We start from the raw sequence: 5694 nt of genomic DNA on the forward strand, positions 1-5694 counted from the left end.
AAATGTTCTCTCCTTTATAAACAAAACCAAATAAACCTAAGAAATACTGGTGCCAAATTGTTGATGATGTAGAATTGTTCGATTTCGCCTCCGAAAGGAGCGTTTATATGGCTTCTTTTCCGATTTAGAGCCTCAAAATAAGTGGTAGAATCGGGTGAATCTACATCACCCCAAATTGTTTTACATAAACTTTAAATATCAAATTCATTTAAACGTAATCCGCTTTAAATTAGACGCCTTTCTAGAATGACTTCTGTTGAGGAACACCTATGAAACTAACACCAGCAAAGCTCGGAATAATCAAAATAATATGTCACAGGGACTATGAACGGCCGCTAATAAACTGTCTGCATGAATTAGGCGAAATCGAACTGATTGACGTTGAGGAATCCGGTGGCACTGTAGTTTCTCTCTCTGATGAGGAGAGGTCAGCATTACAACTCTTAAACGAAGTAAACAGAAACATCGAATCTCTTAACCTCAGCCAATATATCCCTTACATTGAGAGGCTACCCAAGGAGAAAAAATGGTCCATAGATGATAGAGATTTAAAGATTGTTCTTAAGATGGTTGAAAAAACACTAGAAGAGGCAGGTCCTAAGGTGGAGGCCTTAGGGCGGGAAATCAGTGAAGTTGAGCAGGAATTAGACCAACAGAGAACACTGCTAAAAATTGCGGAAACACTAAAACCTTTAGACATCAAACTTTCCCAGATTGGTCCTGGAAGATACGTTTATGCTGAGGTAGGAACAGTTCAAACAGTTAAAACTGCTACGATGAGATGGAGAATAAGAGAGGTCACAGAAGGGAACTACGTCTTACACGCGGTAAGTATTGGTGAGGGGCGGGACGCCGTTTTCGTTGCGGTTTTAAACCAGTATAGGGGCGTTGTGGAAAGGATACTTAACGCTTTTGGCTTTGAACGGTTTAAAATACCATTTGAAGTTAAGGGAGCTACAGAAGATATTATTCAAAGGACCGGTAAAAATATTGAAAAACTAGAGGCTTCGAGGCAAAAGCTTGAAGAAAAAAAGATGGAAATCACAAAAAAATTAGGCATTCCTTTACTGGTAGCAAAGGAACAGTTAGAAATCGAAAAAGAGCGTATCGATGCTAAAAGATTTTTACGCGTGACTAAAGCAACGGTGGAAGTTTGGGGATGGATTCCTTTGGAGAGGGTCCAGAGCGTTCGTAGGATAATCGAAAAGGTTACAGACGATACCGCCATAATAGAAGTATCGCTACCTGACTTTCCGGAGGAAGAGTTCCCGACAAAAATGGAGAATCCAAAGAAGTTAACTGTCTATGAAGGATTAGTCAAATCCTTCGGAATTCCCAAGTACACCGAAATAGACCCTACAAAGCTTATAGTCTTCACCTTTCCCCTGTTTTTCGGAATGATGTTCCCTGATGTGGCTCACGGTGGACTACTAGCCCTTATTGCGGGCCTGGTATTGCTCTGGAAACGCAGAAAACCAGTAATCACTGGGATGCTAAAATATCTGCTAGACGGAGCAGGTCTACTTTTTATCTGTGGTATTTCCGCGGTAATTTTCGGCTTTCTCTTCGGGTCGGTGTTCGGGTCGCACCACGTAATAGATCCCTTGTGGTACAATCCCTTCCCCGCGGATCCCTCAATGGCAGCATCAGCCAACTTCAAGTTCTTGAGATTGGCGATAATTATCGGTGTAGTAGAAATCTCATTGGGACTTATCCTAAAATTCCGAAACCTATGGAGAGAGAAAAAAAGGAAGATGGCATTCTTCCAACCACTGTGCCTACTTTGGCTCTACATTGGAGCATTTCTAATAATCTTCAGCGAAGAATTCGGCGTAATGTTCATGAACTGGTTCTCGCCAACTGGAGGTATAAACTTTACAGTTTTGGCAACACTATTTCAATCACCGGGATCATTAACCCTGTTTGATTATCTAACAATACTTCAAAATAGCAATATCACATCCATGTGGTATATTACAATAAAGCCCTTAAAAGTACTTGAACCATTAACGCTTGGAGGCTACTTCATCGACACTGGATGGTGGCACACACTGGAACTGATAGCTCAGATAAACTATATTCAAGGCGAACATCTCCTCCACGAATTGTTAGCCAATATACAGACCATCTTAATTTATTCTACAAAATCAAACTGGCCGGTTTTTCACCTGCCGCCAGCTAACCTAATATTTTATACAAGTGTTATTAGTCCTGCGATAGTTTCCCTAGTAGGTACGATAGGGGTTTCACATGAAAAATCAGAAGGATTCTCAGAGGGTCTTGACTACCTGATATCCTTGCTATCTCACTCGGTTTCGTTTGCCCGAATATTCGCACTTGCAGCAGTACACTTGGTTCTCTCAGAAATCTTCTTAGAATTACCGGGACCGCCAGCCCTAGCCAACGTTTACCAGGTTATCGAGTATACATTTCCCGGAGGTTCAATCCCGAGGATTGAAGTTTTTGCGGAGTCACTGCTGTGGGCAGCTGTTGGAACAATATTCATAATGCTATTGGAAGGATTGGTTAGCTTCCTGAATAGCCTGCGATTGCATTGGGTGGAATTCTTCTCCAAGTTCTATGTCACTGGAGGACGGGAATGTGCCCCCTTTGCTTCACATCGTCAAGTCACCCGATTGGAAGAAAATTACGAAGAAATGATCCTCGAAAAAGAGATTGCGGTAAAATCGGTAAGGTCTAGTGGCTTCAGAAGCAGATTTAAACGCAAGGGTTCCAGTTGATTATCACACTCTTCCTACATTTTTTATTGTTGGTTAAATCTCTTTTTCACTCAAATTATCTTTTGATCCTATCACAAAATATTATTCTTCCGTAAGGGCTATTTTTCTATACAACCATTCTCCGTTAAGGCATTTAATATAAGGAAACAACTCCTGATGAACATGATCATAAACATATACTGTAGCCTTTCTCATTTTACCATATTCACTTAGTATTTCAAGCCATGCGCTCCTTAATTCCATGTAGGCCAGATATTCCTTCTCCAAATTCAGAGATCGGAATAGTATCCTGTTCTTATGCTCCGCTTCTTCCTTGCCACTTATAGTTTCAACACCTAACTTATTCAATAAAGATAAGATGGATGAAGTGTTTTTGCAATCCAGATCTATTTCCATGTTGGTTTGTGGAAGTTTGCACTGAATAGGATAGCTTCGACATACCAAGGGTCTGCTATTGTAAATTGTGCATCTATTTGTTTTCCCGTCTAAGAATTCACAATCTTTATTCACCATCTGATAGGTAAGAATTTTTTGTTCATTCCAACTTGTTTCCAAATAATGTAAAGGTTGAATTTCTACCCCTAGTTCTTTTTTAGTTGCTAATTCCGTTAACTTCTTTTTTCACGGACCAAAAGAAATAAACCAAATTCCAGACCTCCCCTCTCCTTTACTAGATTTTTACAACAGTAAGCTCCACAACTAGGACAATCCATTTCTAATTCTCCCAAAAACTGAAGATATTATATTTTAGTAAACCTCTGAGAAATTGATTCTCTACAGGATATTTGAAAATTTAGTAATCTAATAGTTGGATAGTCTCATTAAATATTATAATAAGGCTTTGACTGCTTCTTCGATCCCATTAATTGTTAACCGAAACATGGGAAAGATTTTGGAGACCTCACTAATAGTCCAGCCAGAATAACTCGTGGGATTAAGCCAAACCGATTTTCGAAAATGATCCCGCAAACGCTTAAGCCAGACAATACCCGGCGTACCATCGGGGTCAGAATAATAATAAATTGCGCCCCCCGGTTCTGTCAGCTCAGCAGGATGCATGTGTGCGTCCCCCACTATGATGAGCTTGTAATCCTTATCCAGCTTCCTCATCAAATCCCCCGTGGGAAACTTGGTGGACTCCGCCCTCACCATGTTCTTGTAAACGAACTGATAGATACAATTGTGGAAGTAAAAGTACTGAAAGTCCTTAAAAAATTTTAGCGAGTGGGCGGCGGAGAAAAGCTGGTTTACGAGGTGGGCATAGGGCTCCATAGAGCCCCCGGCGTCCATCAAAAGAAGTACTTTAATGCGATTCTTTCTCTCCGGTCGAAATATGAGTTCCAGCTCCCCCGCATTCTTACAGGTTTCATCAATGGTGGTTTCCAGGTCCAGTTCCTCAGGCACCCCAACTCGCTTAAGCAATCGTAGCTTCTTGAGAGCCATCTGAATCTGGCGAATATCCAGGGTCAAATCGTGCCGATAGTTCTGATACCGCCGCTCCAGAGCATATTTCATAGCCATGCCCCCCATTCTCCGGTCACCAAAACTAATCCCCGTGGGATGCGCACCATGAATCCCAAAAGGCGAAGTCCCACCGGTACCAATCCACCGGTCTCCACCATCATGCCGCTCAGTCTGCTCCCGGAGCCGCTCCTCAAGCAGCTTGCGAAGCTCCTCTAAATCCAAATGCTCCAGAAACTCTAACTCCTCCGGCAAAAGATACTTCCGATTAAGCGGATTCATCAACCACTTCAAGAACTTCTCATCAATAGTTAAACTCAATTCCACGTCCTTGAAAAAGTGGGCAAAACACTGATCAAAAGCATCAAAATAACACTCATTCTTCACCAGCAGAGCTCGAGTCAAAAAGTAGAAATCATAAAAATTACAGTTGTGAAGACCTTTAGATAAGGCCTCCATGTAGGTAAGCCACTCCGTAATGGTAACCGGAACCTTATTCTCCCTCAAAAGAAAAAAGAAATCGATAAGCAACTAGTAATATCTCCTATGAGGCCCTTTAGACTCATTATTCTGATAATCCTTCTGCCGCTGATGGCGGATAACCTCCATAACATCCTGCTCCTTCTTAATAAGCGAGCCTACAAAAGGAATATCCTCAGCTAGCCTCTCCTCTGAAATTCCGAAACGCAGAAGCACCCCAATCCAATCAATCAACTCACTCGTCGAAGGCTTCTTCTTCAAAGTATTAATGGAACGCAGCTCATAGAACTTATCCAAAACCTGATTAATAAATTTCTCTTCCAGGTTAGGGTGGTGAACATTAACAATCTCCCGCATTAACTCCCTGTCTGGAAATTCAATGTAGTGAAAAACACACCGCCGCAGAAACGCATCCGGCAACTCCTTCTCATTATTACTGGTAATAATCACAATGGGCCGGGTCTTCGCCTTAATCTCCCTACCCGTCTCAATGATCCTAAACGACATCTCATCCAGCTCATTCAAGAGATCATTAGGAAACTCAATATCCGCCTTATCGATTTCATCAATAAGCAGCACCACCTGCTCTTCAGAATCAAATGCTTGCCCCAATTCTCCCAATTTGATGTAGCTTTCGATATTTGAGACATCCTTGTCTCCAAAGCGACTGTCGTTCAATCGTTGAACCGTGTCGTATACATAAAGCCCATCTTTCGCCTTGCTCGTAGACTTGATGTTCCAGACAATCAGCCTTTTATTCAAACTCTTTGCGATGCTCATTGCCAAAAGTGTTTTACCCGTCCCCGGCTCGCCGCGAACCAGTAAGGGTCGCCCCAGTGCGATGGACGCGTTAACGATATTTGCCAGTTCCTCCGACGCAATATAGTCATCGGATCCCTGATAATTTTTAACCGTACTACTCATTTTCCTAGACCAGCAATGAAAGTTATAAAACTGTAATAAAGAACAAATCCCAAAAACCGCTTTAAATCTTTTCGCTACCATTAAAATG

4 protein-coding genes are annotated in these 5694 nt (G+C 41.8%); 1 reads left to right on the forward strand and 3 read right to left on the reverse strand.

The window, feature by feature from the left end; translation table 11 throughout:
• The first annotated feature begins 269 nt into the window (after nucleotides 1-269).
• On the forward strand, nucleotides 270-2741 hold the full coding sequence (locus ACUVXA_RS15070) for a V-type ATP synthase subunit I (RefSeq protein ID WP_445872104.1): 2472 nt from the start codon (nucleotides 270-272) through the stop codon (nucleotides 2739-2741).
• A gap of 81 nt (nucleotides 2742-2822) precedes the next feature.
• On the opposite strand, the gene ACUVXA_RS15075 is transcribed toward ACUVXA_RS15070, so the two are convergent.
• From ACUVXA_RS15075 to ACUVXA_RS15085, 3 genes are all read right to left on the reverse strand, one after another.
• Entirely contained in the window at nucleotides 2823-3314 is a 492-nt protein-coding gene (locus ACUVXA_RS15075) for a YkgJ family cysteine cluster protein (RefSeq protein WP_445872107.1), read from the reverse strand.
• 255 nt (nucleotides 3315-3569) lie between these two features.
• A complete protein-coding gene (locus tag ACUVXA_RS15080; protein WP_445872105.1) occupies nucleotides 3570-4733 on the reverse strand; it encodes a vWA domain-containing protein in 1164 nt (387 codons plus the stop codon).
• On the reverse strand, nucleotides 4734-5606 hold the full coding sequence (locus ACUVXA_RS15085) for an AAA family ATPase (RefSeq protein ID WP_445872106.1): 873 nt from the start codon (nucleotides 5604-5606) through the stop codon (nucleotides 4734-4736).
• Between the last annotated feature and the right edge of the window lie 88 nt (nucleotides 5607-5694).

It is taken from the genome of Candidatus Jordarchaeum sp., from assembly GCF_052745115.1.

Coding starts and splice junctions, on each gene's coding strand:
- ACUVXA_RS15070 (WP_445872104.1), top strand. CDS start 270: ATGAAACTAACACCAGCAAAGCTCGGAATAATCAAAATAATATGTCAC.
- ACUVXA_RS15085 (WP_445872106.1), bottom strand. CDS start 5,606: ATGAGTAGTACGGTTAAAAATTATCAGGGATCCGATGACTATATTGCG.